Source organism: Desulfovibrio intestinivivus, from assembly GCF_053570665.1.
In genome coordinates this window covers 2972388-2998462 of record NZ_JBRBQT010000001.1, presented here as the reverse complement: position 1 = coordinate 2998462, position 26075 = coordinate 2972388, and the positions used below count along the sequence as shown (strand labels likewise).

Genomic DNA, 26075 nt, shown 5'->3' with positions numbered 1-26075 from the left:
GTCAAACAGTCTTATTCGGCGGCTTCAGCGGCTTCCTTGGCCTTGGAAAGGACGCTGACGATGGCGAAGTTCTGGTCGTAAACAGCCTTGACGTTTTCGGGCAGGGGCAGGTCGCCCACGCAGATGGTGGTGTTGATGTCCATGGGGGTCACATCAACAACGATCTTTTTGGGCATGTCCAGGGGCTTGCTGCACAGGCGTACGACTTCGCGGTAGGTTTCAAGCTGGCCGCCGAGCTTCACGCCGCGCGACACACCCACGAATTCCACGGGCACGTCAACGGTCACGGGCTTGTCCAGATCCACGCCGTAGTAGTCGATATGGCAGAATTCCTTCTTGTAGGGATGGTACTGCACGTCCCATATGATCACAGGATGCATGGACTTCTGGCCGTTGTCGTCAATCTCGAGGTTGAACACCGAGGTGCGACCGACTTCGGAAAAAAGCTTTTCCAGCGGCAGGGTAGGAGCCTGCACAGAAATGTTGTCACCCTTGGCGGTGTAGAACACGCCGGGGATCAGATCCTGGGTACGCAGACGGCCACTGGCGCCTTTGCCGCTACCTTCGCGCTTCTGCACGCTCAAAGTCTTTTCAATATTCATGTCCTGCTCCTTGGCTTACCGCAGCCGAAGCGTGCGGAAAAAGTTCTGTTATTATGGAACCGGCCCTTGCGGGCAGGCTTGGGGCTATACGCAAACCGCATAAAGCGGGTTACACAAACAACACGCTCACCGATGAACCGGTATGGATGTTGTGGATAGTCTTGCCCAGAAGGGCAGCCACAGAAACAACCTCCAGCTTTGGGCAACGCTCAAGCTTGTCGCCCATGGGGATGGTGTCTGTGACAAATAACTTTGAAAGCGCCTCGGTGCTGTTGATGCGCTCAATGGCCGGGCCAGACAAAACACCGTGGGTGGCGCAGGCCACAATCTTGGTAGCGCCGTTTTTGAGCAGCACGTCAGCACCAGCGCACAGTGTGCCAGCGGTGTCGATCATGTCGTCCACCACAATGGCAATACGGCCTTTCACATCGCCGATAACATGCATGGCCTGCGCCTGATTGGGCTTGTCGCGGCGCTTGTCCACAATGGCCAGCGGCGCATTGAGCCTTTTGGCATAGGCGCGGGCGCGCTCAACACCGCCAGCATCGGGCGACACGATCACAATGTTGTCATCATGCAGCCGCCGCAGCGATTCAAGCATGACAGGCACGGCAAACAGGTTGTCCACCGGGCAGTCAAAGTAGCCCTGAATCTGTCCCGCGTGCAGGTCAATGGTGACCACGCGTTCCGCACCGGCAACGCTGATAAAATCGGCCACCATTTTGGCGCTGATGGGCGCACGGGGGCTGACCTTGCGATCCTGACGCGCATAGCCGTAGTAAGGAATAACGGCGGTAATCCTGCCTGCGCTGGCCCTTTTGAGGGCATCAAGCATGAGGCAAAGCTGCACCAGATTGCGGTTGATGGTCGGGGGGCAGGTGGGCTGCACCACAAAAACGTCATCACCGCGAACATTGTCGCCTATTTCGATCCGCAACTCGCCGTCGCTGAACGTGGTAGCCAGCGTGGGCGTGAGTTGACACCCCAGATGGTTGCAGATGGCCTTGGCCAAATCCGGATTGGAGGACCCGGTGACGATCTTAAGATCGCTGTACATGAACCGCCCTGCCTTGCGCGCCAAAGAGCACTTACGGTTATACATCCTTGCTGCCGTCGCCGGAAGAAAGGCGGCGCTTTATTGCCAGGCCGCCGACAAATCGACGGAAGGCGCGGTCAGACGCCCCAGACGCGATACAGCAGCGTGTGGCTGGGATGGAAGGGTTCGAACCTTCGAATGACGGAGCCAAAACCCGTTGCCTTACCACTTGGCTACATCCCAGTATTTCACAGCACGTGCGCGTATACGCGCCTGTTCTCTCCTTGCAGCATGGCGGCAGCCGCTTGCGATTCCACATGGGATTCGTGTGCGAAAAGCGCCACAATGCTTGAGCCGCTGCCACTCATGGCTACGGCTCCAGCCCCAAGGCGCAGCAAGTTCGCCTTGATTTCTGCAAGCTGTGGATGGCGAGAAAATACAACGTCCTCAAGGTCGTTGTGAATGCTCAACTCTGTCCGCACCCCGGAGAGAAAAGTTCCATTAGCCTTGCTTTCTGTCTTTGTCAAGCAATTTTGCCCAGAAACCGTGTTTGAAGCCTTGAGCGCGGCGTCATAATCGGCGTAAGCCTGGGGGGTGGATGCATGAATTTGGGAGCATATCAGAACAAGGTGTATGCCTGCAAGCGCATCATCCCTGCAAGGCTCGATGATCTCGCCAATGCCACGCACCCGGCAGGGTTTGTTTATGAGAAAAAACGGCGTGTCCGCGCCTACTGTGAGGGCAACCTCAGCCAGCGCCTGATCGTCAAGCGGGCTGGATAGCCTGCTGTTGAGCCAGCGCAGCAGGGCCGCCGCATCGCTGCTGCCGCCGCCAAGACCTGCGCCAGTAGGAATGCCCTTGTTCAGGCGCACTTCAAGCCCGGGCAGGTTGGGCACACGTTTGGCGAGGGCTGCGTAGGCCTTGGTGAGGGTGTTGTTCTCAAGGTCAATGCCCGGCGCATCACACTGCACAACCAGCCCGGCAGCGTCGGTTTCGCGAATGTGCAGGCGATCGCAGGGACGAGGCAGGGGCCAGAAAAGAGAATCCAGTTCATGATACCCGTTTTCCCGCACACCCGTGATGCGCAAACCAAGATTAACCTTGCACCCGGCAACAACTACGCTCATGGATTTTTTCGCTCCTGTGGCGATTGATGGCTACAGCGTTTCAACCGTGAGATTGCCGTTGGTGTACACGCAGATTTCCGAGGCGATGCGCATGGCCTCACGGGCAATGGCCTCCGCATCCATGTCGCTGTGCCGGGCAAGCGCCCGCGCTGCGGCAAGGGCATAGGGGCCGCCGCTGCCAATGGCCGCAACCTCGTCGTCCGGTTCAATGACGTCGCCCGTGCCCGACAGCACGAGGATGTGTTCGCTGTCCGCCAGCAGGAGCATGGCTTCGAGCTTGCGCAGGTATTTGTCCTTGCGCCACTCCTTGGTCATTTCAACGGCGGCGCGAACCATGTTGCCGCGCAATTCCTTGAGCTTGGCTTCAAAAAGTTCAAACAGGGTAAAGGCATCGGCTGTGGCCCCGGCAAAACCCGCCAGGATTTTGCCGTCATACAGACGCCGTACCTTCTGCGCGCTGTGCTTCATGATCATATTCTGGCCGAGGGTCACCTGACCATCGCCAGCAATGGCCACGCGGCCATTCTTTCTTACTGCCAGTATGGTTGTGGCATGCGTATCCATCATCAGTTCTTTTCCCATATTTCCTTGCGCTCTTTGTAGGCGGCCTCAAGCTTCTGAAAATCGCGCGGATTTGCAGATTTGCCCGACAAGGCCTTGGCCTGGTTAAAGTAGCGCTCGGTCTGTTTTTTGTTGTTGGAATACAGCGCGCTGTACGCCATGTGGATATAGGCCCCGGCAGTGTCGCCCGTTTTACCGAGCGAGCGGGCGTAGGCCTCGTGAACTTCGGCGTCTTCCGGCACGTATCGCAGCACATCTTTATAATACTGCGCGGCCTGCGCCGGCCTGCCCGTTTCGTCAAGCATGCGGGCATAGAAAAAAGAGGCCATGTAGTCGCGCGGGTCAAGGCGCATGGCCTGACGCAGCAAGCCATCAGCACGGCTCATGTCGCCCTTGCGGTAGTGGAATGCCCCAGCCTCGCGCAGCACCAGAGGATCGTTGGGCGAAGCGGCGAGGGCTTCGTCAAAGGCCTTGCTGGCCTCGGCAACCCGGTTGGTACGGGCCAGCACAATGCCGCGCCCCATGCATGAAAGACCGTCCTTGCCCGAAAAACGCTGCTGCGCAGCCTGCGCATCGCCATAGCGCGCCCAGAGGAGCGTTTTGACGCGGATAAATTTGGTGTTGTCCTGCGTACGGCCCTGCACAGACTTGCCCATGCCCTCAATGCGGGCCTGAAGCCCGTTGATGCGGTCGCCGATGGCAGGGTGGGTAGAAAGGTAGGTCGGCACACTGGTGCCGCTCATCCAGCTTTTCTGACGCAGCACCTTGAAGCCGCCCACCATGCCCTGCGGGGGATAGCCCGCAGCCACAAGGTATTGCAGGCCAATCTGGTCGGCTTCGGTTTCGTCCATGCGGCTATAGTTGAGCATGGCCGACTGCCCGGCCCCCAGCGCGCCCACAGCAATCGCGCCGCCGCTGGAGCCGCCCACCGCCACGCCCGCAATGGCCAACAGCAGGGAGCCAAGGGTCACAAACTGCGCGCGTTCAAGGCGTGAGGCCACGTGGTGCTGGGTTACGTGCGCCAGTTCATGGGCAAGAACGCCTGCGAGTTCTTCTTCCTTTTCCATGTTCATGATGAGGCCGGTGAACACGTAGACGTAGCCGCCGGGAATGGCAAAGGCGTTGAGCGAATTGTGCAGGATAACGGCGGCTTTGAAATTAAAGGGCTGCGGCGGAATCTTTTTGACCAGACGGTCTACGATCTGGTTGACGTACTGGCTCACCTCTGGGTCTTCCACAATGGGCATGTTTGCGCGGATCATCACGTCAAACTTGTGGCCCATCTCTTTTTCGTCCTTGATGGTGACGCCGCCGAAAAAGAAGGCCTGGGCCGGTACGGCCACAAGCTGGGCTGACAGAAATGCCAGCAGAACAAACAGCGCCATAACTCGGCGCAGGGCAACACGATGCAACATGGCGTCCTCATGATGCCGCAGTAAAAGCGCCCGCGTCGGAGACCGACGCGGGCAGCGGCTTATTCCAGATCCCAAACCTGACCTTCGGGGGTGTCGCGTACGCTGACGCCCAGATCAAGAATTTCCTGCCGCAGCGAATCCGAGCGGGCAAAATCCTTGCTGGCGCGGGCTTCCTGCCGGGCGAGCATCAGCTCTTCCACTCGGGGCACGTCAATCTTGCCGCGTGTGGCGCGCTGGCTGCGCAAATCAGCCAGAAAAGCTTGCGGGGCCTGCCCAAAGAGGCCAAGGCGTTTGTCCCATTCCTGCGCGCGGGCAAGAAATTCCTGCAAGAGGTCGCGTCCGGCTTCGGCTGCGCGCAGGGCCTTGTCTTCCAGCAGGCGGTTCACAAGGCGTACCTGGGCAAAAACCTGCCCAAGGGCCTGCGCCGTATTGATGTCATCCTCAAGGGCGGCATCAAAAGCCTTGGGCAGCGCGGCCCATTCCTCGGCCATTTCCTGCGGCAGGGGCGTTTTTTTCCACTTGTCGCGGGCAAGGGCCTTGCCCGCTTCGTGCAGGGCTGTGTACACGCGGTGTTGGGCTTTTTCCGCTTCATCCATGCTGTCGGCGGTAAAGTCGATGGGGCTGCGGTAGTGCTTGCCCAGCAGGAAAAAGCGCAGGGTTTCAGGCAGATAGTTTTCAAGAATATCGCGGATGGTCTTGAAGTTGCCCAGGGATTTGGACATCTTTTCCGCATTTACCTGCACAAAGCCGTTATGAACCCAGTAGCGGGCCAGCGAGCAGGCGCAGGCAGCTTCGGACTGGGCGATCTCGTTCTCGTGGTGCGGGAAGATAAGATCCTGCCCGCCGCCGTGAATATCCAGCGGCAGATAGGGCTGGCTCATGGCCGAGCACTCGATATGCCAGCCGGGACGGCCCTTGCCCCAGGGGCTTTCCCAGAAAGGTTCGCCGGGCTTGGCGGCCTTCCACAAGGCGAAATCCAGGGGGTCTTCCTTTTCTTCGCCGGGTGCTACGCGCGCGCCGGAGAGCAGATCGTCCAGGCTGCGGCCAGAGAGTTTGCCGTAGGGTTCGTAGGCCCGCACACGAAAATACACGTCCCCGGAGGGCGTGGAGTAGGCCTTGCCCGAATCAATAAGCGTGGAGCAGATGGCCTGAATCTGCGGGATAAAGTCGGTGGCGCGGGGTTCTTCATCGGCCCGCAGCACGCCCAGGCGATCCATGTCTTCATGGAAGGCGGTTATGTAGGTCTGGGCAACCTCGCGCCAGTCGCGGCCTTCCTTGTTGGCGCGGTTGATGATCTTGTCGTCCACGTCCGTAAAATTGCGCACAAAGCGGACCTCAAGCCCTGTATGGCGCAACTGCCGCACGAGCACGTCAAAAACAAGGGCGGAACGCGCATGCCCGATATGGCAAAGATCATAGGCCGTTATGCCGCAAACATACATGTTTGCCTTGCCCGGATGAACGGGAACAAACTCTTCCTTCTTACGGCCCAGGGTATTGTAGAGCAGCATGTATATCCCTTACCCGGCCTGACCGGGAAGATTGATCATGTCGATGCGGCGCTGGTGCCTGCCGCCTTCAAAGGAAGCGCCCAGAAATGCCTCCACAATGGCCTGTGCCAGTTCCACGCCGATGATGCGCGCGCCAAGGCAGAGCACATTGGCGTTGTTGTGCTGGCGCGAAAGGCGCGCCTGAAGCTCAGTGGCGCACAGGGCCGCGCGGATGCCGGAGTGGCGGTTGGCGGCAATGGAAATGCCAATGCCTGTACCGCAAATGAGAATGCCTGTTCCCTGCTCTTTTTCCACAGCGGCGCAAAGCTTGTGCGCCAGCACGGGGTAGTCGCAGCTTTCGGTGGAATGGGTACCGTCGTCCACCACGTTTATGCCCTTCTGGGCAAGAAACTGGACAAGGTGTTCTTTCAGCGCATAGCCAGCGTGGTCTGAGGCAATATGAATGGTCTGCATGTATACTCCTGCAAAGGTACGCACGGTGCGCCCGGACTGGCCGGACGCACCGCTAGAGCATTTAACACTTCTGTATTGGCGGTTAAAGCGCGTTGCCCCGATACCGGGCCGCAGCTGTAAGGCGCGGCCCGTCAGGCCCAAACTATTGCTGCTGCTTGAACTTGGCGAGCGGCAGCAGGGGAGCGTCATCAGGAAGGGGTAAGGCCATCTGCTCTTTTGTAAAGGGCTGGGAAACCTTTTCTCTTTCCTTGATAAGCACAATGGCGCGTTTGCCGTTGCTGTGGGCAAGGTTCAGACGGCGGGGCAGCGGCTTGGGATCATCCGAATACAGGATTTCCATGCTCCAGCCCTTGCCGTTGGCCTGTTCCTGCCATTCCACGGGCAGGCCCTGCTCGTTGATGATCAGGCGGCCACCGGGCTGACCCTGAAGGTCGTACAGGGCCTTGCCGTCGGCAGAAAAGGCGGTTTTGTCAAACTGGTTGCCAAATACCGCCGTGTACCGACCATTGAGCAGGTCGGCCAGATGCACAAGGTTGAAGGGAACCGGTACGCCAACCTGAAGCAGGGGCTTGGTAGCGCCCTGATAGAAGTAGGCCTTGTTTTCGCTGGGGCTGTACACAAGAAAATGCTGTCCGTCTTCAAGTATCTTGGCAACAGTGGTGCCCACGCCCGCCATAACATCCAGTCGCAACTGGCGCTGGCTGTTGCCCCAGAACAGGGCCGTGACGCGTCGCGTGTCGCCCTCTGTGCCAAAGCGCAGGCTCAGTTGCAGGCGATAGGGTTCAGACTTGTCGGCAGAGCTGACAGCCGCAAACTTTTGCCAGCGCTGTTCAAGCACGGCGCGGTTTTCGGGCGAGGTTTCCAGCACGGGCTGACGGGCGCAGGCGCACAGCAGCGCCAGACAACAAAAAATAACTAGTTTTTTCATAGATGTGAAAGCCGCTGCCGCAATGCTTCCGCATTGTCGGGTTTGAGTTCCATGGCCTTTTGATAGGCGGTGCGGGCTTCATCCTTAAGGCCAGCCCGCGCGGCGATATCACCATAGTGCTCCCATATGGAGGCATCCGTATGCTCGTCCAGCGTAACGGCGCGGCGGATTTCCTTCAGGGCGTCATCGAGTTTTCCAGCCTTGAAATAAGCCCAGGCCAGAGAATCTATAATATAGGACTGGTTGGGGGCCAGATCGTTGGCCCGCACAAGAAGCGTCATGGCGCGGTCAAGGTCGCGGTCTTCCTCGGCCAGGGTGTAGCCCACGTAGTTGAGGGCCTGATAATTGTCAGGATGCAGGGCCAGGAGTTTTTCCATGGTTTTGAAAGCGGCTTTTTTGTCGCCGGTTTCATCCTGAAGAGAGCCGAGCAGAAAGAACATTTCCGCATTGTTGGGCCAGCGCTTTATGGCATTCTGGGCAACGTCCAGGGCCTGCTTCATCTGCTTTTGCCGCGCAAGCAGGCGCACCTCGACCTCCACAAGCTCGGAGGAGTCGGGGTTGGCGCTTGTGGCCTTGCGCACGGCGTCAAGGGCCTCGGCATCACGGCCAGCCTCTGCCAGCAACTGGATGCGCAGCAACACGCCCCGCACGGCAGACTTGCTGGAAGCCGGGATTTTATCCAGCCAGGAGAAAGCCATTTCCAGATCGCGGCGCTGGTCATATGCCAGCTCGGCCAGCAGCAGATACACATCGTGGGGCGCATCGCCCTGCGCAACTATCTGCTTGAGCAGGCTCTCCGCCTGCAAAAAGTGGCGCGAATCCATAAACATGCTGGCGACAGTCAGCTTGAAAGGCGTACTGTCCGGCCCCTGCTGCATGTACTTGAGCGCCCGTTCGGGCTGGCCCATGCGCAGCGAGATATTGATGAGCCTCAGCAGCACATCCTGCGACGAAAAATTGAGTTTGAGCAGTTTTTCGTAAACGCCGCGCGCAGCCTTGAGGTCGGGCTTCTGCTCGTAGATGAAGGCAAGTTCTGCCAGCGCCTCCACAAAATCGGGCGTATCCTTGATGGCGCGCTGCAGGTAGGCCGCGGCTTCGCTGGGCCTGTCCATGCCAATGAGCGCCCTCGCATGGTAATAATCCACTAGCGGGGTGCGCTGCTTGCCCGTAACGCTGTTGAGCAGCTTTTCGGCCTCGGGATACTGCTTGGTTTTGACCAGCAGCAGGGCCAGCTCCATGCGGGCATCTACGGAATCGGGGTGCTTTTTAAGGTATTCGCGCATGAGCTTGACGCCAAGCTCGGGCGAACCTTTTTCCATGAGGGCTTCGGCGTAAAGCAGATTGAGCGAAATATCATCGGGCCAGACGCTCAAGGCCTGCTCCATGACCATCGCGGTATGGGGAGACTTGCGACTGAGCAGCCACACGCCGCCTTCAAGCCAGATGTTGACGGGCATGTGCGCCTTGGCCAGCAGCGGCGACGCGGCGGCAAGGGCGTTGTCGTCCTCATTGTTCATGGCCTGCGCAAAAACAAGAAAGGCGTAGGTGTTGAGCGCATTGGGCGAAAGCTCTGCTTCAACCGGGCGCAGCGATACGCCCTTGAGGTCGTGCTGCTGGGCCTTTGCTGTGGCAGACGGCGCGGCAGATTCTGCAGCGGACGTGTCCGATTTTTCAGCAGTCTGGTGCCTGGCGCCGGAACAGCCGCCGCATCCCAGCAAGGAAAAGGAGGTGGCGGCAGTCAGGGCCAGAGCGCATAGCAGCGCAACGTGGTTACGTTTCATATCAGGATTGTATCCATGTGTCTGAAAAGTCTTTGATATCCACAGCCAGATGCTGCCGGATCTTTTCCAGCAACCGTGCCTCAAGCTGGCGGACTCGTTCCCGCGTGACGTTATACCGTTCGCCTATCTCGCGCAAGGTTACAGGTTCATCCGTGAGCAGGCGATTTTGCAGAATATACAGCTCTTTTTCGTTCAGCCTGGGCAGTATGGTTTTGAGCTTGCTGCGCACCAGGCTGGCGATTTCGTCGCGCGCGAGGCTGTCTTCGATGCCGGGGCCGAGCGCGGGCAAAAAGTCCATGCGTGTTGCGCCGCCGGCATCCTCGCCCACGGGCACGTTCAGCGACATATCGGTGGACGCAAGGCGCTGATCCATCTCGTTGATCTGGTCTTCCGTAACGCCAAGGCGTTCGGAAAGCATGGCCGCATCTGGGTCAAAGCCCTGCATGATCAGCTTTTGGCGCTCACGGTTCAGGTTGTAGAACAGCTTACGCTGCACCTGGGTGGTGCCGATCTTGACCATGCGCCAGTTGTCCATAATGAACTTGAGTATGTAAGCCTTGATCCAGAACGAAGCATAGTACGAAAATTTGATGCCCTTGTCGGGGTCAAATTTGTTGACCGCGCGCATGAGGCCCACGTTGCCCTCCTGCACAAGGTCAAGCACGTTCTGCATCCATCTGCGCTGAAAGTCCATGGCAATGCGCACCACAAGCCGCAGATGCGATGAAACCAGCCGAAATGCCGCATCCGCATCGTTGTGGTCGCGCACACGCAGGGCAAGCTCGTGCTCTTCATCCGGCTTAAGCAGGGGGAAGCGGCTTACTTCGCGCAGGTAAAGGTGCAGACTGTCGCGTGGCCCCACAGCAGGCAGGCGCGGTGTGGACGGCGCAGGCAGGCCCTCGTGGTCGGCATCAAGAACAAAGGGATCGATATCGTGATCGCTGGTGTCCAGCTCAACGTCCACATCTTCTGGGGAATCAGCGAGCGCGTCGTCATCGTCCTGATCGTCAGATACGGAATCTGCTGGAACCTCGCGCACGGCGGAGCCATCCACGTCAAGAATGCTCTGCTTGGCGGCCTTGCCTTCGGTCGTGCGGGAGCGCGCCTTGGCGGCAGCGCCACGTGTGCCGCCCCCGGCAGAGGCTGCCCGCTTGCGCGAAGGGGGAGCATCCAGAATTTCCACCTCAGGCGAGGAAATTTCGGTTTCTTCCGCTTTTTGCGCGCTGCGCGGTTTTTTTGGAGCTATCGGACTATCTTTTTTCATGATATTTATGTTTGGGCATCGCTGCCTGTAACGGGCCGCAATGTTTAATGCTATAGTTTTGGTTTGTTCTTTTCAGTGTTTTTCAGTAGTAAAAGGCCTGCCGGGTTTAATGCGCGGCGCGGTTTTGCGGCCCCGGCGGCGTTCAGCCCCGGGTCGGCCCGCATGTTCCGGTTCGCAAAATCCTTACGGAATCAGCGGCCTCAAACAACGGAAGCCCCAGCATACAGGTAATGCAGGCGGAAGGCAAAGGTGCACTTTGGCTTGCGGCGACTGTGCTGGGAACAGAGCGAGACGACGATGACATTTCGACAAGCCCTCGGCCTTGGCAGGCCTCTTTTGCTCGACGGTGCCATGGGTACCATGCTTCAGGCCTCGGGCATGCCCGCTGGCGCGACTCCCGAAGAATTTTGCATGGCAAACCCCGACACCCTGCGCGGCATCCACAAGGCCTATCTGGACGCGGGCGTTGATCTGCTGACGTCGTGCACCTTTGGCGGCAATATTTACAAGCTGCCCAAGAGCCTGGACGTTTTTTCGTTCAACCGGCGCATGGTCGAAATTGCCAGGGAAGCCGCCGCACAGGCTGGCCGCCCTGTTTTTGTGGCGGGCAATGTGGGCCCCACGGGGCATTTTGCCAAGCCCCTCGGCCCGGTGGAACCGCGCGATCTTATCGCGGCCTTTGCCAATCAGATTCGCGGGCTTGTGGCGGGCGGGGCCGACCTCATATTTATTGAAACGCAATTTGATCTGGCCGAAGCCAGAGCCGCCGTGGCGGCTGCCCGGCAGGAATGCGACCTGCCCGTCATGGTTTCCATGACTTTTGAACAGGGCGTGAGCCTTACCGGCTCCACCCCCGCAATTTTTGCCGAAACCATGCAGAACATGGGCGTGGATGTGGTGGGCACCAACTGTAGCCTCGGCCCGGATCAGATGATGCCCGTGGTGCAGGAACTGCTCGGCGTGTGCGAATGCCCGGTCATGGCCGAACCCAATGCCGGTTTGCCCGAGCTGCGCGGTAATGAAACCGTGTTCCCTCTGGGGCCGGAAGATTTTGCGCAAAAAACCGCCCCCTTCGCCCACCTTGGCGCGCGCGTACTTGGCGGCTGCTGCGGCACCACGCCCGCTCATCTGGCGGCGCTTGCGCAGGCCCTGCGCGGCATGGACAGCGTCACGCCGCCCCCGGTATCGCGCAAGGGCATCTGCCTGACCAACCGCTCCCAGATGGTGCGCATCGCTGTGGGCCAGCCCCTGACCATCATTGGCGAGCGTATCAACCCCACGGGCAAAAAGGCTCTTACGCAGGAGCTTCAGGCCGGAGTTTTTGACGTCGCCATGCAACTGGCCGACGCCCAGGTGGACGCCGGAGCCACCGTGCTTGATGTGAACGTGGGCGCGCCCCTGGTGGACGAAACCCAGCTTTTGCCCGAACTCGTGCAGCGCCTTGTGGGGCGGCTGCCCCTGCCGCTCTCCATAGATTCCTCCAATGCCAATGCCATTGCCAACGCCTTGCCGTACTGTCCCGGTTCGTTTCTGGTGAATTCCATCAGCGGCGAGACTGGGCGCATGGAAGCGCTCGGCCCCCTGTGCCGCGACTTTGGCGCGCCATTTATTCTGCTGCCCCTCCAGGGGGCGCATCTGCCGGAAAAAGCCGCAGAGCGCATCAGCACGGTGGAGAGCCTGATCGAAAAGGCCGAGGGCATGGGTATTTCGCGGCGGCTGATGATGGTGGACATTCTGGCGCTGGCTGTATCCTCCAGCGCGGACAGCGCGCTCCAGTGCCTCGAAATGACGCGCTGGTGCGCTGCCAACGGCCTGCCCACAACGCTTGGCCTTTCAAATCTTTCTTTTGGCCTGCCAGCGCGCGAACTGCTTAATTCCACGTTTCTTTCCCTGGCGGCTGGCGCGGGGCTTACATCGTGCATCGCCAACCCCTCGGCCCAGCGGCTGCGCGAGGCGTCAGACGCGCTCAAGGTGCTGTGCAACCACGATGCCCACGCATCCTCGTTTATAGCCTCCTATTCCGGCTGGAAGCCCGGCGAAGGCTCCGTGCAGGTGCGTCAGGGCGGCGGGGCGGCGGCCAAAACCCTTGCCGAGGCCGTGCTCAACGGCGACAAGGAAAATGTGCTGTCCCTGCTCACGGCAGAGCTTGACGCGGGCGCTGACCCCTTTACCCTTGTGCAGGAAACGCTCATTCCGGCTATTACGGAAGTGGGCGCGCGCTATGAACGGCGGGAGTATTTTTTGCCCCAGCTCATTCGCGCGGCAGAAACCATGCAGACCGCCTTTGCGCATCTCAAGCCTTTGCTGGAGGCCGGGCGAGGCCCGGAAACGCGCCCTGTTGTGGTGATGGCCACGGTCGAAGGCGATATTCACGATATTGGCAAAAATATTGTTTCGCTGCTGCTCGGCAACCACGGTTTTGACGTCGTGGACGCGGGCAAGGACGTTCCGGCAGAAGCCATTGTTGCTTGCGCACTCAAGCACAACGCGCGTATCATCGGCTTGTCGGCATTGATGACCACCACCATGGTTCGCATGGAAGACACCATCAAAATCGTCAGGGAGCGCGCTTTGCCCATCAAGGTATTGGTGGGCGGGGCTGCCGTTACGCAGGCTTTTGCCGATGTCATTGGCGCAGATGCGTATTGCGCTGACGCCGTAGGTGCGGTAAAGGCCGCCAAGCAGTTTGTTTAGCCGCGCCCCGGCGCGGCCTTTGCTCCTCATTCAAAACTTCGGGTAAACTATGAAGAAACTCATCCTGGCCTTATTGCTGTGTCTGGCTTTGCCGTGCTCGGCGCTGGCGGCCTCGTCATCGGTTCCTACCCTGAATTTGGCCGGGCTGACGGATATGCTTGCCAAAAACAAGGGCAAGGTCATCATGCTCAATTTCTTCGCCACATGGTGCCCTCCGTGCCGCGTTGAAATCCCCGAGCTTGTGAACGTTCGCAAAAAGTACGCGGAAAAAGACGTGCTTATCGTGAGCATCTCCCTTGATGAAGACGCCAAGGTTGTGCCCCCCTTTGTGGAAAAGATGAAGATGACATACCCCGTCTTTGTCGCTGACCGCGAAGTGGCGCGGGCGTTCAAGATTTCGCAGATTCCTCACAATGCCTTCTACAGCAAGGATGGTCAGCTCATTCTTTCTGAACCTGGCATGGCGGACGCCGAAATGGTCGAAATGGTCTTTAAAAAGCTGCTGGAACAGAAATAATGGAAAATACCCTTGTGGTGCGCAAAGCCCACATGGACGATGTAAAGTCCATGCATGGGCTTTTGCTGCAATGCGCCCAGAAAGGGCTTTTGCTGCCCCGCGCGCTGATCCATCTTTATGGGCATGTGCGCAACTTTATGGTTGCGGAGAATACGGCTGGCGAGATAGTGGGCTGCTGCGCCCTTGCCCCGGTGTGGGAAGACCTGGCCGAAATATGCTCGCTTGTGGTGCGTGAAGAAGCCCGCCGCCTGGGAACGGGCCGGGAGCTTGTCAACGCCTGCCTCAGCGAATGCCGCGACCTGCATATTCAGAAAGTGTTTGCGCTTACATACCAGGAGGCGTTTTTTGCCCGCCTGGGTTTCAGGGTTGTGGACAAGGATGTTTTGCCGCAAAAAATATGGGCCGACTGCGTGCACTGCGCCAAGTACCCCAACTGCGACGAAACGGCCGTCTATTTTGAACTGGATTCCGCTGCAAAGGACGTAGGAGAGGTGCATGTCCAAGGCTAACGACATCAAGGTAAAAGAACTGAAACCGGTATTCACGCCGGAGCAGATTGCAGCCCGGATCCAGGAACTGGCCGCAGAGATCAACGCCGAATACGGTGATGAGCCCATGGTGGCAGTGTGTGTGCTCAAGGGTGGCTTTATGTTTTTTAGTGATCTGGTTCGATTTTTGCATAATAAAAATCTGGAACTGGATTTTGTCCGTTTGTCCAGCTATGGCAAAGGGTCTGCCAGTTCCAAGCATGTGATCTTCAGTAAAGATGTGGAGATTGACATTTGCGGCAAGCATGTGCTGATTGTTGAAGATATCGTGGACAGCGGGCACAGCATGCGTTTTCTGCTCGGGCAGTTTGCGGCGCGCAAGGCGCGCAGTCTGCGTCTGGCTGCACTGGTGGACAAGGATGAACGCCGGGAAGTAGACGTTAAGGTCGATTTTGCGGGCTTCAAGCTGAACCAGGGGTTCATTGTGGGCTATGGCCTGGACTACGCCGAGCATTACCGTATGTTGCCCGGCGTGTTTGAAGTGATTCCCGAATAGGCTTTTCCCGGCTCCGGCAGCCGGTAGGTTTTGGAGTAATGGCATGGAAATAAAGTGTCCCAATTGCGGTAGCCGCTTCAGTTTGCCGGATCAGCTTGCCAAGCCGGGCGTCAAGCTGCGTTGCTCGGTCTGCAAGACGGTTTTCACCTACGAGCCGGAAGTTCCCTTGGCCGAACAGGGGCCGCTGCCGGAAATGCCCATCAAAAAGAAGCTGCCACTGGTCAAACTGGCGCTGATTTTTGTGCTGGTGCTGGCCTGTGCAGGCGGCGGCTGGTATTATTACTCGCTCAAGAATGCTGCCAAGCAGCCCAATGAGCAGGAAATTGCCAAGCAGGTTGAACTGCTGACCATGCGCAACGTGCGGCAGTATTATGTTGATAATGAAAAGGTGGGCAAGGTTTTTGTGATAGAGGGCAGGGTGGTTAACGAGTTTCCGCAGCCAAAGGAACTCATTACCATTGAAGCCGCCATCTACGATAAAGACAAGAAAGCCCTGGCTGTCAAAAAACAGCTCGGCGGCGTGCAGCTTTCACTTTTTCAGCTCCAGGTGCTGAGTGAAAAGGAAATGGAATCCTTCCTCAACAACAAGGTTGAAATTCTCACCAACAATACCAATGTACCGCATGGCGGCGAAGTGCCGTTTATGGTGCTGTTTTACGCGCCGCCCGATGGCGTGGCCGAGTTTGGCGTGAGGATCATTGACGCCAGGGATGTGTCTGAGCAGGGCGGCTCCGGTACGGGCGCCACTGCCGAACAGCCCAAATAGTTGGTCTGACGCAAAACGCCGCTTGTTTTCGAGCGGCGTTTTGTTATTGTGCCAGGCGCAGGGCCGCATATGCGGTTTGCCCACCGCGGTGCCAATAGCTGCGGCGGGCTGTATTGCGGCCTGCGGAATGTTGGGTCAGCCGTCTGCTGCTGGCCGGGCAAAAGGCGAATGTGCGCGAAAGGCCGGTTTTGTTGTGGAAGCCGCCTTTCGTTTTTGACGACAAGAGGATTGGCCGGCCGCATACCGGATTTTGTGCAACAGGGCGACTCTGGCGGGGAGTGGCCGCATAGCCAAATAGCTGCAAATGAAAAACGAAACACCAGAATTGAAAAGAGCCTTGAAAAACAGGCACGTACAGCTCATTGCCCTGGGCGGAGCCATTGGCACAGGGTTGTTCCTTGGTTCGGCCGGCACCATCCAGATGGCTGGCCCCGCTGTTCTGATCAGCTACTCGCTTGGCGGCTTCATTGCCTTTATGATCATGCGCCAGCTTGGCGAGATGATGGCGCAAGAGCCCGTTGCCGGATCTTTCAGCAACCTTGCCCATAAGTACTGGGGTGATTTTCCCGGTCTGCTCTCTGGCTGGAACTACTGGATTCTGTATGTTCTGGTGGGCATGTCCGAGCTGTCGGCAGTTGCCGTATACGTGCAATACTGGTTCCCCAGCATCCAGCCATGGCAGACCACGGCCTTTTTCTTTTTGCTGATCACTGGCGTAAACCTTTGCCATGTGAGCCTTTTTGGCGAAATGGAATTCTGGTTTGCCTCCATCAAGATTGTGGCCATCGTATCCATGATTCTGTTGGGGTCTTTTTTGTTGTTCAGCGGCCATGCTGGCCCTGACGCGGCAGTGAGCAACCTGTGGACCCACGGCGGCTTTTTGCCGCATGGCTGGGAAGGCGTGTTTACCGCACTGGCGGTTGTGGCCTTTTCGTTCGGCGGGCTGGAACTTGTGGGCATTGCCGCTGCGGAAACCGACAATCCGCGTGTGACCATCCCCAAGGCTGTGAACCAGATCATCTACCGCATTCTTATTTTTTACATCGGCGCGCTGCTTGTGCTGCTGACCCTGCACCCCTGGAGCCAGCTTGGCGCGCCCGTGGACAAAAGCCACTGGGCCCAGGCTATGGTAGCCAGCCCCTTTGTGCAGATTTTTGACCTCATCGGTATTCCTTTTGCCGCGCATGTGCTGAACTTTGTGGTGCTCACGGCGGCCCTTTCCGTCTACAATGGCTGCGTTTACTGCAACAGCCGCATGCTGTTTGGTCTGGCGCTTCAGGGCAACGCCCCCAAGGCCTTCGGTACGGTCAGCGCTCGCGGCGTGCCGGTGTACGCCCTGCTGATTTCGTCTCTTGCCACGCTGATCTGCGTCATCATCAACTACGCCATGCCCGGCAAGGCCCTTGGCCTGCTCATGTCGCTTGTTGTGGCCGCTCTGGTCATCAACTGGGCCATGATCAGCCTGACGCACCTCAAGTTCCGCGCTGCCATGGTTCGGGCTGGCGAAGTCATTTATTTCAAGTCCCTTTGGCATCCTTTCACCAACTATCTGTGCCTGCTGGTCATGGCCATGGTGCTCGCAGTGCTTGTGATTATTGGTGAAAGCCTTGCGGTAATGCTTGCCCCCATCTGGATTGCCTTTGTGTGGCTGGGCTACAAGCTGAAAAAGCAGAGCAAACATCTGCCGCCCAGCATGAGCAAATAACGCTGTAGCCGCCCTTTCTGGCTGTAAAGGCCCGCTTGGCGTGCGCGTTCCTCCGGGGACGGCATGACCAAGCGGGCCTTGTTTTTTGTGGTGCGATACATTGTTTGGGGCAGGGGATTCCTGCCGCTGCCAGCCGAGCAAATTGGACAGCGCACAGCAAGGTATAGAAAATTTTTTTTGGCACAAGCAGAAAGATGAAAGAGCGGCTAGTCGCGTGTTGCGGCAAAAAATCCGTAGCTGTGACGTAGCGTCTGTGCCAGCCTGTCTGGTTTCAAGCCCGGTGTGCGGTTAGAATATTTATGTCTGCAAGACTGTTAGGAAAATTCGATAGCGGAATGGGCAGAATCAGTCTGTGATGGGCTGGCAAAGGGCTGGAGTGGGGTAAATGCGAACAGAAAAGCGTAAGCTGCGGTTTTCACAAGTGGCGTGGCCGGAAAGCGCTTGTCTAGACTTGCCTTCGAGGAGCGGCTATTGTCTTGCAACAGGTGAACGCCATGAAAAAACATAAAGCAACAACAAAAAAAGGTTCGCGGTTGAACCGCGAACCTGAATTTTCTGGTGGGCCATCAGGGACTCGAACCCCGAACCAACTGATTAAGAGTCAGCTGCTCTACCAATTGAGCTAATGACCCGCATTGCGTGAAAAGGTGTTTACGCTTATGCGGCCCTGCCTGTCAAGCAATTTGAAAAAAATCAGCTAAAAAGAGATAATGCATTGAAATATGACAAACTGGCCGTAGCTTCCACCATGCCGCTTGCCCCGGCCTGGCGAGCGCTGTGCGCAGGCCTCGTAGTGCTGTGCGCCGCTGTTTTTATGAGTTTTGGAGCGCGGGCCGAGGATCTGCAACCAAGGCTTGAAACTGCCCGCGACGGGCAAAACCTGATTGCTGCGCTGCATATTGTTATCCCTGCGGAATTTCACGCCTACGGGCACGAACCGGGCGAGGCGGGCAGACCCACCACTGTGGCTTTTTCTGTAGCAGGGGGCCGGGCCTTGCCCGTGTATTACCCCGATGGAGCAGTTCAGCGGGATTATTACGATCCTGCGGCCACTGTGAACGTGTACGAAGGCAACGTGACCTTCTACATCCCCTTGCCGTCCGATGCCGCAGGAAAGCCCTTTGTGGCTGATTTGAGCATGCTGTTATGCTCCAGCCGCAAGTGCATGCCCGTCAATGAACAAGTGACGGGCATGGTTGCGCGCGAATCAGCGCCCCTCAGCGGCATGTCCTGGCGCATACAGTGGCAGCAATTGCAGCATCGCACGCCTGCGGCGTCGCCAGCAACCCCGGCGGAGGAGGACGGCAACGATGATGTGGCGGGCGATACGTGGGCCAGAGAGCCAGCGCAGGCCACCAACGGAGCATTGGCTGATGAAAGCATTGAAAAGCTGCCGCCGCCGGATGGTTTTGACGTGCGCCTTTCTCCGCGTTTTCTTGATGATTCCATGGAAATCTCCGGCCTGGGCAAGGCCCTGCTGTTTGGCATACTCGCGGGCCTGCTGCTCAACGCCATGCCCTGCGTGCTGCCAGTGCTTACCTTCAAGGTCAGCGGGCTGCTCATGGTTGGCGGGCGTGATGCCGCAGGACTCAAGCGTTTTCGGCAGCACAACCTCTGCTTTGCAGCTGGGGTCATGACGCTGTTCAGCGCGCTGGCCCTTGTGCTGGGGCTTGCAGACCTCATGTGGGGGCAGCTTTATCAAAATCAGGCTGTGCTCATGGTCATGCTGCTGGTGGTCTTTCTGATGGGGCTGTCCACCCTTGGCGTGTTCAGCCTGCCGGTTATTGACCTCAAGACCGGGGCCAACAGCAAAAATCCCTGCTTGCAGGCATATTTTACAGGCCTTGTTTCGACATTTCTGGCTACGCCTTGCAGCGGCCCACTGCTGGGCGGCGTGCTGGGCTGGGCTTTTACCCAGCCGCTCATCATTGTTGTTGTGGTCTTTTGGGCTGTGGGGCTGGGCATGGCCCTGCCGTACATCATGTTTTGTCTCTGGCCCGATCTGGCGCGTATTTTGCCAAAACCCGGAGCATGGATGCACGTATTTGAGCGCATAGTGGGCTTTATGCTCATGGGCACAGCCCTTTACCTGCTTTCTGTGCTGCCTGTTGAGCGGCACATGCAGGTGCTCACCGTGTTGCTGGTGCTTTCGCTCTGCGCCTGGCTGTGGGGGCAGTATTGCGGCATAACCGCGCCGCCCCTGAGACGCAAGATCATGGGCGTGCTGGGCGTGGGGCTGCTGGTGGCGTCTGTTTTCTGGGTGCTGCGCCCTGTTGCGCCCCTGCCGCACTGGCGGCAATTCACGCCGGAGGCTTTTGAGGCCAATCTTGGCAAAAAGCCCATGCTGCTTGAATTTACCGCCAACTGGTGCCCCAACTGCAAATTTATGGAAGCCACAGTGCTGACGGACGAGCGCATGCGCAAGCTTCAGGCCCGGTACGGCATGGAACTCGTACGTGTTGATCTGACCAACGCCAATGCCTATGCGGTGCGCCTGCTGGACGCTCTGGGCAGCAAGAGTATTCCGCTCACAGCCATTTTCCCCGCCGGGGACGAGGCCGGGCAGCCGCTTGTGTTGCGCGATGTGTATAGCGCCCGGACACTTGAGCAAGCCCTGAACGAAACTTATGAAAAATAATGGCCTTTTTCGTAGATTGCCCTATGGTTCTTTACTGCCCTGCCGATATTGTCTAATGTGTGACCATACAGCAGTGCTTGAAATGGAAAAGAGGTTTACGGCCCAAGGGTTGTCCCTCATGTAATTTTTCTGCACACGACTGCGGCCTACTTGCGACAAGGGAGCAGACATGGATCTGAGTCAAAAAAAACAGGAAGACGAACTTCTGCAACTGGTGACGTTCAGCATCGGTGAAGAAGAGTTCGGGGTGAACATCCTGAAAGTTCAGGAGATCATCCGCACCATGGAAATCACCAAGGTGCCCCGTGCTCCGGAATTTGTGGAAGGCGTCATCAATCTGCGCGGCAAGGTGATCCCCATCATTGACCTGCGTCGGCGTTTTGGTCTTGCACCCAAGGGGCATGACAAAAATACGCGGATTATCGTCATTGAAATCAACAACATCATCGTGGGCTTTGTTGTCGATGCCGTCTCCGAGGTATTGCGCATACCCGCGAGCACGGTGGAACCGCCGCCACCGGTTGTTGCCGGGGTGGACTCGGACTACATCAGCGGCGTGGGCAAGTTGCAGGATCGCCTGCTTATCATGCTTGACCTTGATAAGCTGCTTTCTGGCGACGACCTGGAGATGTTGACGTCCGTGTAGCCCGTAGCCCGGCATCCGGTGTTGCCGTTGCCAGCAGATTTGAGCGAAGACGGTATGCCGGCATCGGATTTCTCTGGTTGCGCCCGCCGCGCGGGGTATGACCGCCTTGCAGCCGCTCGCTTGCGGTGTGCTGGCAGCATGCCGGAGTTCACACCACGCATGCCGAAAGGGTATTTAAGACAGGCCGGGCTATGCCCGGCCTGTCTTAACTGTTGACCACTGCCAAGCACTCATTTGATCTCGTAGTGAACTGGGAAAAGAGGGGAGATGATGGGTCGCACCAGCGCCTGCCGCTGAAAGTGCGCGAGCCTTTTGTCTTGCGATGGACTGACTGGTGGGGCGTTTTGCCGCCGCAGGGATCCTGCGCTGCAAGGCAAAAGCTGCAATGAGAAAAACGGCCCCGGCATTTGTGTGCAGGAGCCGTATCGATAGAAAAAAGAGAATTATTTGCCCAGCGGCTGCTGCCGTACCCGGCGGCTCGACCGCAGAAACAGCTCTTCCACAATGACCTTTTCATAATCAGGGGCCAAGGCAAGATCTGTGTGCAGGGCATTGGACAACATGTTTTCAAGTTGCTGGGTTTCTTCCCAGATTTCGAGCAGTTCGTCATCCGCCATTGTTTTGACACGTTCTGCAAAAGGCTGTTCGTCAATAAAGGGAATACATGAACCCATTGTTTTCTCCTACTGCGCGGCGCGCATGAATTCACTTACGCATTGCTGCGCCAGCAGCGTTTGCGCCATCTGGGCGCAACCCTGTGATCCGGGGTGCAGCCCATCGCTCAGATCGTCCATATAGACGGAATTGGTTATCAAAAGCTCATGCACCTGCGCAAACGGAATGCCGCGCTGGTTGCACAGCCTTTGTTGCAGCTTGCACAGTTGCGCGATGCGGGCGTTCGCTTCCGCTGCCGCAACGGGCGGCGGGCTGATCACCAGTGTGGGGGCGGTTGCTGCCGCTTCTTCCAGCACGGGGTGCAGCAGCGCTGCCGTCAATGCCGGGTCTGCGGGCTGACCGCCGCCTGGGGCAGCCATATCCACCACGCCCACACAAAAAACAAGGTGCGGCTTCATGCCGGGTATCAGCCTGTTTTCCAGCTCCTGCCGCCAGCGGGCGGCAATGTCAGCCGTGCCGTGCCGCCTCGCGCCAAGATTATAAAAGGTGGCGCGTGGTATGGGGCAAAGGCCTGTTTTGTGCGCAAGCACCGCCAGCCTGCTTACCCACCCGCCCGGCATGAGGCAATCGTTAACGCCTTGCGTCAGCGAATCGCCAAAAAAGAACCAGGCAGGTGTCGTATGCGGCATATGGTTACTCTGGATAGGATTGACCGTCCGCAAATATCTGCGCTGTTTTAAGCAAGCCTATGCGCTGGCGCAGAGTTTCGGGTGTTCCCAGGGTGTCTAGCACTGCCATGCAGAAAACCAGAGGAGACAAATAACCGTTACTCCAGTCTGCCACAAATGTCACGGCCTCCACCCGGCCCGTTGCATTGGTCTCTGTGGACCAGTCGCGCAACATCAGTCGGATATCTGCTGTGCGCGGGCCCTTCTTGGTATCACGCGTGAACATGCGCTCGGGCAGCTCTGCAAATTCGGCAAAACAGCGAGCCGCAGACGCGGTTTCTTCCTGAGTGGGCATGCGCAGGGTAAAGGCCTCGGCAACGGCCTGTTCTGTGCGGCGGCTTTTCTCCACAGGCTCCACCCGCAGTACGTTCATGCCGGGGGGCAGCAGGGGGGCCAGGCGCGCGGCGACTTCTTCCGGCGGCAAATTTTTGTGCAGGGTAAGGGCAAACCACTCAGCCTGGCTTTCCACGCCCACAGGCAGCGCACGGCCAAAGGAGAGCAAGGGCATGGGGTGGAAACCCTGCGAAAATGCCAGGGGCATGGCAGCCCTGCGCAGAGCGCGGTCAAGCACGGCCTGCAATTCAAGCTGGCTCAAATATGCGCTGCCCCCAGCCTTGCTGTGCCACAGGCGGTACTGGGCCGCCTTGACGGTCAGCTCCGCCGTGATCTTGGGCGGGCGGCTGGTTTGCGGGCGGCATACAAGGCGGCCTTCCTCGTCCAGAGTGGGCGCGTGGGCCATCTGGTCGCGCTGCGGCAAAATAAGCCTGTTGCGGTGCAGGGGCTGGTCGGGTTCGTCCGAGTCTGCCGGGGCGGATGCGTGTTGCATGCGCGAAGGGCCAGCCTTGGTGTCGCATGCGCCGCACTGGCGGCAAGCGCCGTAGCGGCAATCATCGGTAATTTTTTCCGTCAGGGCGCGTTCGCGTTCACGCAGCAGAAATTCCTCGGAGATGCCAGCTTCAAGGTGGCTCCAGGGCAGGGCCGCGCCGGGTTCGCGCGGGCCGGTGCATTCCTGCGCGCTGATGCCGCACTCTTCAAGGGCTTCAAGCCAGGGCGGCAGAGAAAAATGTTCCATCCAGCTCGTAAACACCGCTCCCTTGCGGTAGGCCTTTTCCACCACATCGGCCATGCGGCGGTCTGCGCGCGACAAGACACCCTCAAGGTGGCTCATGGCGGGTTCGTGCCAGCGCAGCTTGAGGAACTTTTGCCCCTTGAACTGCGTCCGCACCAGATTGACGCGGCGCTGGATTTCATCCTGCCCGATCTGCGGCACCCACTGGAAGGGCGTGAAGGGCTTGGGCACAAAGGGCGAAAGGGCGGCTGTCACCTGTAAGCGGGGGTTGCCGCGACCTGCGGCATCGCGCACCTTGCGGCAGATATCCGCAATGGCCGACAGGTCTTCATCCGTTTCTGTGGGCAGACCGATCATGAAATAGAGCTTTACAAGCCGCCAGCCGTGTTCGACCAGCTTCTGCGCGTGCAGCAGCAGGCCTTCTTCGGTAACGCCCTTGTTGATAACATCGCGCAGACGCTGGCTGCCAGCCTCGGGGGCGAGCGTCACGCCCGTGCGGCGCAGATCGGCCATGCGCTCAATGATTTCGTCATCAATGGAGCCAACGCGCAGCGAGGGCAGGGAGAGGCTGATCTGTTCGCGAGCGCAGCGGTCAAGCACGCCGAAGCTCAGGGTTTTCAAGGCGGAAAAGTCGCCCGTGCTCAGAGAAAGGAAGGAAATTTCGTCAAAGCCCGTTTCGTTCAGGCATTTGGTCAGGAGTTCATTGATATTGTCGAGCGAGCGTTCGCGCACAGGGCGGTAAACCATGCCCGCATGGCAAAAACGGCAGCCGCGTGTGCAGCCGCGCGCAATTTCGAGCGAGAGGCGATTATGCACCGCGCCCACAGGCACAACCTGCCGCGTGGGGTAGGCCGCATTGTTGAGGTCGGCCACAATACGCCGGGTGGGACGCTGGTAGTCGTCACGCAGGGGCTTGAGCGGGAATACGGGCGCGCCTGCGGCGTCAAATTCCTGCTGGAAAAGGGACGGCACGTATACGCCGGGAATGGTGCGCGATTGCAGCAGCATTTCATCGCGCGTCCAGCCCAGATCCAGAGCTTTTTCGAGCATGCGCAGCACGTCCGGCAGGCTTTCCTCGCCATCGCCGAGCACCATGATGTCCACAAAGGGGGTCAGCGGTTCCGCGCTCAGCAGCGCGCCGCCGCCAGCAATAACCAGGGGGCATTGGGTGAGGCTCTGCGGCCTGTCTGCCGTGCGCAGCGGAATGCCCGCCAGATCGAGCATGTAGAGCACATTTGTGTAGCAGAGCTCGTGCGTGATGGAAAAGCTCAGGCAGTGCATGCTGCCCAGGGGCGTGTCTGATTCCAGCGTGGCCAGAGGCGTGTTGTGTGCGCGCAGGATATCTGCGGCTTCCTTTTCAGGAGCCATGACGCGTTCTGCCCACCAGCGCGGTTCGCTGTTGACGATATTGTAAAGAATTTTTTGCCCAAGGTAGGACATGCCCACATCATAGGTATCGGGAAAGGCCAAGGCCACGCGCAGGCGTACGTCTTCGGGGTTCTTACGGCAGGCGTTGTCCTCAATGCCCGCATAGCGGCTGGGTTTGGGCAATAGGGGCAGCAGTGGGCGCATGTCTATCCTTGTGTGGGTTGGAGAAAAGGCGAAGGGTGCAAAAAGGGCGGCGTTTTGCGCCGCCCCAAGAGTGATGGCAAACCCCGTTTCTCGGGTATTGCGCCGTCAAAGTCGGCAAAGCCGCCGGGCGCAAAGGGGTTTGCTGCAAGAGTTTTATTTGTAATTACTTGATAAGGCCGCTGCCGGAACCGCCAAAGGGTTCGGAGCTGAACTGCATCTTGCCGAGGCCGCCGGCCACGGTCAGATTGGTGCAGGCTTCGATGTACTTGTCCTGCAGTTCCTTGGGGGTGTTGGCATAGCGGTAGAGGAAATTTTTTCCCTCAATGCTGCCCGTAAAATCAGGTTCAAAGGGATAGCCGTAGGGCAACAGCATCATCTGCACACCCTGCTGGGTGGGGACAGTCTGAAGGGTGGCCACCTCGTTAAGGCAGTCCTTGTCGGCGTCATACTTGCCGATGACCAGTTCGCCCGTCACCAGCTTCATCAAACGGATATCATAAGCCATGCTCAACTCCTCGGTAGTCGTTGGTTTTACCTAGGCATTGGCGCAACGCATGTCAAGGTATTTTATGTTGCCAACAGTTTTGAAATGACTACAGTACGGGCATGCAGAATTTTGACGCACCCATCAATACAGACCCCGCAGCAGCGGCCAAAGTGCTGGAACCCGTGCTCGGGTATGTCTTTACAAAGCCCGCGCTGCTGGATCTTGCCCTGACGCACAGCTCGTGGGCCAATGAATGCGGCACAGGGCAAAACCATAATGAACGTCTTGAATTTTTAGGCGATGCCGTGCTTGAACTGTGCGTCTCTGCCCAGTTATTCAGGCGGTTTCCCGATGCGCGCGAAGGCGAGCTGACCAAGATGCGGGCGCATCTGGTGAGCACCGTAAGCCTTGCGGAGCGGGCACGGAAGATCGGGCTTGTTGCCTTGCTGAAACTGGGACGGGGAGAAGAAAGCCAGGGAGGGCGCAATCGTGATGGCGTGTTGAGCGATGCGCTGGAGGCAGTGCTCGCTGCCGTATATGAGGACGGCGGTTTTGCTGCCGCCCAGAGCGTGGTAGCGCGGCTTTTTGCCGACCGCTGGCCCACGGCTGCAAGCAAGGCCATGCCCAAGGACTATAAGACCCGGCTTCAGGAAGCTTCGCAACAGCGCTTTGGCGAAGCGCCGCTCTACACCCGCATGGGCAGCCAAGGGCCGGAGCATGCCAAAATTTTTGAGATAGCCTTGCGGCTGCCGGATGGAACCGAATTTGCCGCCACTGGCAGCAGCTGCAAAAAGGCGGAACAAAATGCCGCCCAGCAGGCGCTTGACGTTCTTGAATCTACTGCAATACCAAAAAAGAACTGACAAATCCCCCAATATGCCGCTGCAAAGCATGCGTGCATAATCGGGATTGTCCC

At 58.3% G+C, this 26075-nt stretch carries 23 protein-coding genes and 2 tRNA genes; 9 read left to right on the top strand and 16 right to left on the bottom strand.

Features of this window, described 5'->3' with window-relative positions; all coding sequences use genetic code 11:
* Positions 1-11: 11 nt before the first annotated feature.
* The 11 genes from ACUZ9P_RS12785 to ACUZ9P_RS12735 form a co-directional block, all read right to left on the bottom strand.
* Positions 12-602: a 50S ribosomal protein L25/general stress protein Ctc gene (locus ACUZ9P_RS12785; RefSeq protein ID WP_449249995.1), complete on the bottom strand. Its 591-nt coding sequence runs from the start codon at positions 600-602 to the stop codon at positions 12-14.
* Positions 603-711: 109 nt separating this feature from the next.
* Entirely contained in the window at positions 712-1659 is a 948-nt protein-coding gene (locus ACUZ9P_RS12780) for a ribose-phosphate diphosphokinase (protein WP_298994356.1), read from the bottom strand.
* Positions 1660-1806: 147 nt separating this feature from the next.
* Positions 1807-1881 (bottom strand) — tRNA-Gln (locus ACUZ9P_RS12775).
* A gap of 5 nt (positions 1882-1886) precedes the next feature.
* On the bottom strand, positions 1887-2765 hold the full coding sequence (gene ispE / locus ACUZ9P_RS12770) for a 4-(cytidine 5'-diphospho)-2-C-methyl-D-erythritol kinase (protein ID WP_449249994.1): 879 nt from the start codon (positions 2763-2765) through the stop codon (positions 1887-1889).
* Positions 2766-2795: 30 nt separating this feature from the next.
* Positions 2796-3329, bottom strand: a complete 534-nt coding sequence (hslV, locus tag ACUZ9P_RS12765; protein ID WP_449250258.1) for an ATP-dependent protease subunit HslV — start codon at positions 3327-3329, stop codon at positions 2796-2798.
* Between the two features lie 2 nt (positions 3330-3331).
* On the bottom strand, positions 3332-4741 hold the full coding sequence (locus ACUZ9P_RS12760) for a beta-barrel assembly-enhancing protease (RefSeq protein ID WP_449249993.1): 1410 nt from the start codon (positions 4739-4741) through the stop codon (positions 3332-3334).
* A 59-nt stretch (positions 4742-4800) separates the two neighbouring features.
* Complete coding sequence (gene cysS, locus ACUZ9P_RS12755; protein WP_449249992.1) at positions 4801-6252, bottom strand: cysteine--tRNA ligase; 1452 nt, start codon at positions 6250-6252, stop codon at positions 4801-4803.
* A 9-nt stretch (positions 6253-6261) separates the two neighbouring features.
* Complete coding sequence (gene rpiB / locus ACUZ9P_RS12750; protein ID WP_022659370.1) at positions 6262-6705, bottom strand: ribose 5-phosphate isomerase B; 444 nt, start codon at positions 6703-6705, stop codon at positions 6262-6264.
* Positions 6706-6847: 142 nt separating this feature from the next.
* Positions 6848-7633 (bottom strand): lipoprotein insertase outer membrane protein LolB, encoded by a 786-nt coding sequence (locus ACUZ9P_RS12745; protein ID WP_192111900.1) that lies wholly within the window; start codon positions 7631-7633, stop codon positions 6848-6850.
* Positions 7630-9414, bottom strand: a complete 1785-nt coding sequence (locus ACUZ9P_RS12740; RefSeq protein WP_449249991.1) for a tetratricopeptide repeat protein — start codon at positions 9412-9414, stop codon at positions 7630-7632. The genes ACUZ9P_RS12745 and ACUZ9P_RS12740 overlap by 4 nt, the downstream gene beginning before the upstream one ends.
* 1 nt (position 9415) lies before the next feature.
* Positions 9416-10678: an RNA polymerase factor sigma-32 gene (locus ACUZ9P_RS12735; RefSeq protein ID WP_449249990.1), complete on the bottom strand. Its 1263-nt coding sequence runs from the start codon at positions 10676-10678 to the stop codon at positions 9416-9418.
* A 297-nt stretch (positions 10679-10975) separates the two neighbouring features.
* Here ACUZ9P_RS12735 and ACUZ9P_RS12730 point away from each other — a divergent pair, with 297 nt between their 5' ends.
* The 6 genes from ACUZ9P_RS12730 to ACUZ9P_RS12705 all read left to right on the top strand — a co-directional run bounded on the left by ACUZ9P_RS12730 (position 10976) and on the right by ACUZ9P_RS12705 (position 17404).
* A complete protein-coding gene (locus ACUZ9P_RS12730; protein WP_449249989.1) occupies positions 10976-13372 on the top strand; it encodes a homocysteine S-methyltransferase family protein in 2397 nt (798 codons plus the stop codon).
* Positions 13373-13421: 49 nt separating this feature from the next.
* Positions 13422-13889, top strand: a complete 468-nt coding sequence (locus ACUZ9P_RS12725) for a TlpA family protein disulfide reductase (protein ID WP_449249988.1) — start codon at positions 13422-13424, stop codon at positions 13887-13889.
* Positions 13889-14398: an N-acetyltransferase gene (locus ACUZ9P_RS12720; protein ID WP_449249987.1), complete on the top strand. Its 510-nt coding sequence runs from the start codon at positions 13889-13891 to the stop codon at positions 14396-14398. The genes ACUZ9P_RS12725 and ACUZ9P_RS12720 overlap by 1 nt, the downstream gene beginning before the upstream one ends.
* Positions 14385-14933 (top strand): hypoxanthine phosphoribosyltransferase, encoded by a 549-nt coding sequence (hpt, locus tag ACUZ9P_RS12715; protein WP_022659378.1) that lies wholly within the window; start codon positions 14385-14387, stop codon positions 14931-14933. Before ACUZ9P_RS12720 ends, hpt begins: the two co-directional genes overlap by 14 nt.
* A 43-nt stretch (positions 14934-14976) precedes the next feature.
* The gene (locus tag ACUZ9P_RS12710; protein WP_449249986.1) at positions 14977-15699 is read left to right on the top strand and encodes a zinc-ribbon and DUF3426 domain-containing protein; all 723 of its coding nucleotides are present in this window, start codon (positions 14977-14979) and stop codon (positions 15697-15699) included.
* Positions 15700-16036: 337 nt separating this feature from the next.
* Positions 16037-17404 carry an amino acid permease gene (locus tag ACUZ9P_RS12705; RefSeq protein ID WP_449249985.1) on the top strand — a complete coding sequence of 456 codons (1368 nt, stop codon included), beginning with the start codon at positions 16037-16039 and terminating at the stop codon, positions 17402-17404.
* Between the two features lie 556 nt (positions 17405-17960).
* Here ACUZ9P_RS12705 and ACUZ9P_RS12700 read toward each other — a convergent pair.
* Positions 17961-18036, bottom strand: a tRNA-Lys gene (locus ACUZ9P_RS12700).
* A gap of 83 nt (positions 18037-18119) precedes the next feature.
* Here ACUZ9P_RS12700 and ACUZ9P_RS12695 point away from each other — a divergent pair.
* Both ACUZ9P_RS12695 and ACUZ9P_RS12690 read left to right on the top strand, forming a co-directional pair.
* Positions 18120-20042 (top strand): cytochrome c biogenesis protein CcdA, encoded by a 1923-nt coding sequence (locus ACUZ9P_RS12695; protein ID WP_449249984.1) that lies wholly within the window; start codon positions 18120-18122, stop codon positions 20040-20042.
* Positions 20043-20211: 169 nt separating this feature from the next.
* Positions 20212-20688 (top strand): chemotaxis protein CheW, encoded by a 477-nt coding sequence (locus tag ACUZ9P_RS12690; protein ID WP_022659383.1) that lies wholly within the window; start codon positions 20212-20214, stop codon positions 20686-20688.
* A gap of 443 nt (positions 20689-21131) precedes the next feature.
* Here ACUZ9P_RS12690 and ACUZ9P_RS12685 read toward each other — a convergent pair whose 3' ends face one another.
* From ACUZ9P_RS12685 to ACUZ9P_RS12670, 4 genes are all read right to left on the bottom strand, one after another.
* The gene (locus tag ACUZ9P_RS12685; RefSeq protein ID WP_449249983.1) at positions 21132-21362 is read right to left on the bottom strand and encodes a hypothetical protein; all 231 of its coding nucleotides are present in this window, start codon (positions 21360-21362) and stop codon (positions 21132-21134) included.
* 9 nt (positions 21363-21371) lie between these two features.
* Positions 21372-21992, bottom strand: a complete 621-nt coding sequence (locus ACUZ9P_RS12680; RefSeq protein ID WP_449249982.1) for a GDSL-type esterase/lipase family protein — start codon at positions 21990-21992, stop codon at positions 21372-21374.
* 4 nt (positions 21993-21996) lie between these two features.
* Positions 21997-24672, bottom strand: a complete 2676-nt coding sequence (locus tag ACUZ9P_RS12675) for a TIGR03960 family B12-binding radical SAM protein (protein ID WP_449249981.1) — start codon at positions 24670-24672, stop codon at positions 21997-21999.
* Positions 24673-24835: 163 nt separating this feature from the next.
* The gene (locus ACUZ9P_RS12670; RefSeq protein WP_298994310.1) at positions 24836-25177 is read right to left on the bottom strand and encodes a hypothetical protein; all 342 of its coding nucleotides are present in this window, start codon (positions 25175-25177) and stop codon (positions 24836-24838) included.
* A 101-nt stretch (positions 25178-25278) separates the two neighbouring features.
* Between ACUZ9P_RS12670 and rnc the strand changes: the two genes are divergently transcribed.
* Positions 25279-26022 (top strand): ribonuclease III, encoded by a 744-nt coding sequence (gene rnc, locus ACUZ9P_RS12665; protein WP_449249980.1) that lies wholly within the window; start codon positions 25279-25281, stop codon positions 26020-26022.
* The last annotated feature ends 53 nt before the right edge of the window (positions 26023-26075 follow it).

Coding starts and splice junctions, on each gene's coding strand:
- ACUZ9P_RS12785 (WP_449249995.1), bottom strand. CDS start 602: ATGAATATTGAAAAGACTTTGAGCGTGCAGAAGCGCGAAGGTAGCGGC.
- rnc (WP_449249980.1), top strand. CDS start 25,279: ATGCAGAATTTTGACGCACCCATCAATACAGACCCCGCAGCAGCGGCC.
- ACUZ9P_RS12730 (WP_449249989.1), top strand. CDS start 10,976: ATGACATTTCGACAAGCCCTCGGCCTTGGCAGGCCTCTTTTGCTCGAC.
- ACUZ9P_RS12690 (WP_022659383.1), top strand. CDS start 20,212: ATGGATCTGAGTCAAAAAAAACAGGAAGACGAACTTCTGCAACTGGTG.
- ispE (WP_449249994.1), bottom strand. CDS start 2,765: ATGAGCGTAGTTGTTGCCGGGTGCAAGGTTAATCTTGGTTTGCGCATC.
- ACUZ9P_RS12710 (WP_449249986.1), top strand. CDS start 14,977: ATGGAAATAAAGTGTCCCAATTGCGGTAGCCGCTTCAGTTTGCCGGAT.
- ACUZ9P_RS12675 (WP_449249981.1), bottom strand. CDS start 24,672: ATGCGCCCACTGCTGCCCCTATTGCCCAAACCCAGCCGCTATGCGGGC.
- ACUZ9P_RS12760 (WP_449249993.1), bottom strand. CDS start 4,741: ATGTTGCATCGTGTTGCCCTGCGCCGAGTTATGGCGCTGTTTGTTCTG.
- ACUZ9P_RS12670 (WP_298994310.1), bottom strand. CDS start 25,177: ATGGCTTATGATATCCGTTTGATGAAGCTGGTGACGGGCGAACTGGTC.
- rpiB (WP_022659370.1), bottom strand. CDS start 6,705: ATGCAGACCATTCATATTGCCTCAGACCACGCTGGCTATGCGCTGAAA.
- ACUZ9P_RS12740 (WP_449249991.1), bottom strand. CDS start 9,414: ATGAAACGTAACCACGTTGCGCTGCTATGCGCTCTGGCCCTGACTGCC.
- ACUZ9P_RS12745 (WP_192111900.1), bottom strand. CDS start 7,633: ATGAAAAAACTAGTTATTTTTTGTTGTCTGGCGCTGCTGTGCGCCTGC.
- cysS (WP_449249992.1), bottom strand. CDS start 6,252: ATGCTGCTCTACAATACCCTGGGCCGTAAGAAGGAAGAGTTTGTTCCC.
- hpt (WP_022659378.1), top strand. CDS start 14,385: ATGTCCAAGGCTAACGACATCAAGGTAAAAGAACTGAAACCGGTATTC.
- hslV (WP_449250258.1), bottom strand. CDS start 3,329: ATGGATACGCATGCCACAACCATACTGGCAGTAAGAAAGAATGGCCGC.
- ACUZ9P_RS12725 (WP_449249988.1), top strand. CDS start 13,422: ATGAAGAAACTCATCCTGGCCTTATTGCTGTGTCTGGCTTTGCCGTGC.
- ACUZ9P_RS12780 (WP_298994356.1), bottom strand. CDS start 1,659: ATGTACAGCGATCTTAAGATCGTCACCGGGTCCTCCAATCCGGATTTG.
- ACUZ9P_RS12685 (WP_449249983.1), bottom strand. CDS start 21,362: ATGGGTTCATGTATTCCCTTTATTGACGAACAGCCTTTTGCAGAACGT.
- ACUZ9P_RS12680 (WP_449249982.1), bottom strand. CDS start 21,992: ATGCCGCATACGACACCTGCCTGGTTCTTTTTTGGCGATTCGCTGACG.
- ACUZ9P_RS12735 (WP_449249990.1), bottom strand. CDS start 10,678: ATGAAAAAAGATAGTCCGATAGCTCCAAAAAAACCGCGCAGCGCGCAA.
- ACUZ9P_RS12720 (WP_449249987.1), top strand. CDS start 13,889: ATGGAAAATACCCTTGTGGTGCGCAAAGCCCACATGGACGATGTAAAG.